This is a genomic window from Gordonia hydrophobica NBRC 16057 (assembly GCF_001592365.1).
Lineage (GTDB): Bacteria > Actinomycetota > Actinomycetes > Mycobacteriales > Mycobacteriaceae > Gordonia > Gordonia hydrophobica.
In genome coordinates this window covers 1-532 of record NZ_BCWU01000044.1, presented here as the reverse complement: position 1 = coordinate 532, position 532 = coordinate 1, and the positions used below count along the sequence as shown (strand labels likewise).

1 protein-coding gene is annotated in these 532 nt (G+C 65.2%); it reads left to right on the top strand.

The window, feature by feature from the left end; all coding sequences use genetic code 11:
• Positions 1 to 175: 175 nt before the first annotated feature.
• Positions 176 to 532 (top strand): MFS transporter (locus GH2_RS21155; protein WP_157086201.1); only part of this gene is annotated, 357 nt, incomplete at its 3' end.

The window sequence follows — 532 nt, the reverse complement described above, 5'->3', positions numbered from 1 at the left end:
ACGTCGCGCGCGTCACATCGGGTTTTGCTGCTCCAGGTCCGCCGAACGGATGTCGGCCGACGTCGGAGGGCGGTGTTAACCTTTCCCGCATTCACTTCGAAAGGGGACGCCGGTGACCTCGACTCCGCAGGCGTCGACATTCCAGTCCGTCACTGATCGGCCTTGGGCCGCGTTGATGGCGCTCTGTGTCGGATTCTTCATGATCCTCGTCGACATGACGATCGTCGCGGTGGCGCAACCCCAGATCATGCAGGCCCTCGATGCCGACGTCAACGGCATCGTCTGGGTCACCAGTGCCTACCTGCTGACGTACGCCGTGCCGCTGCTGATCGCGGGCCGACTCGGAGACAAGGTCGGCCCCAAGCGGGTCTATCAAGCGGGTCTGCTGCTCTTCACCGCCGCGAGTGTGTGGTGCGGATTCTCGACCGACATCGGCGAGCTGATCGCGGCGCGCGCGGTCCAGGGACTCGGCGCCGCCTTGATCACCCCGCAGACGATGGCCCTGATCACGCGAATCTTCCCGCCTGAGCGG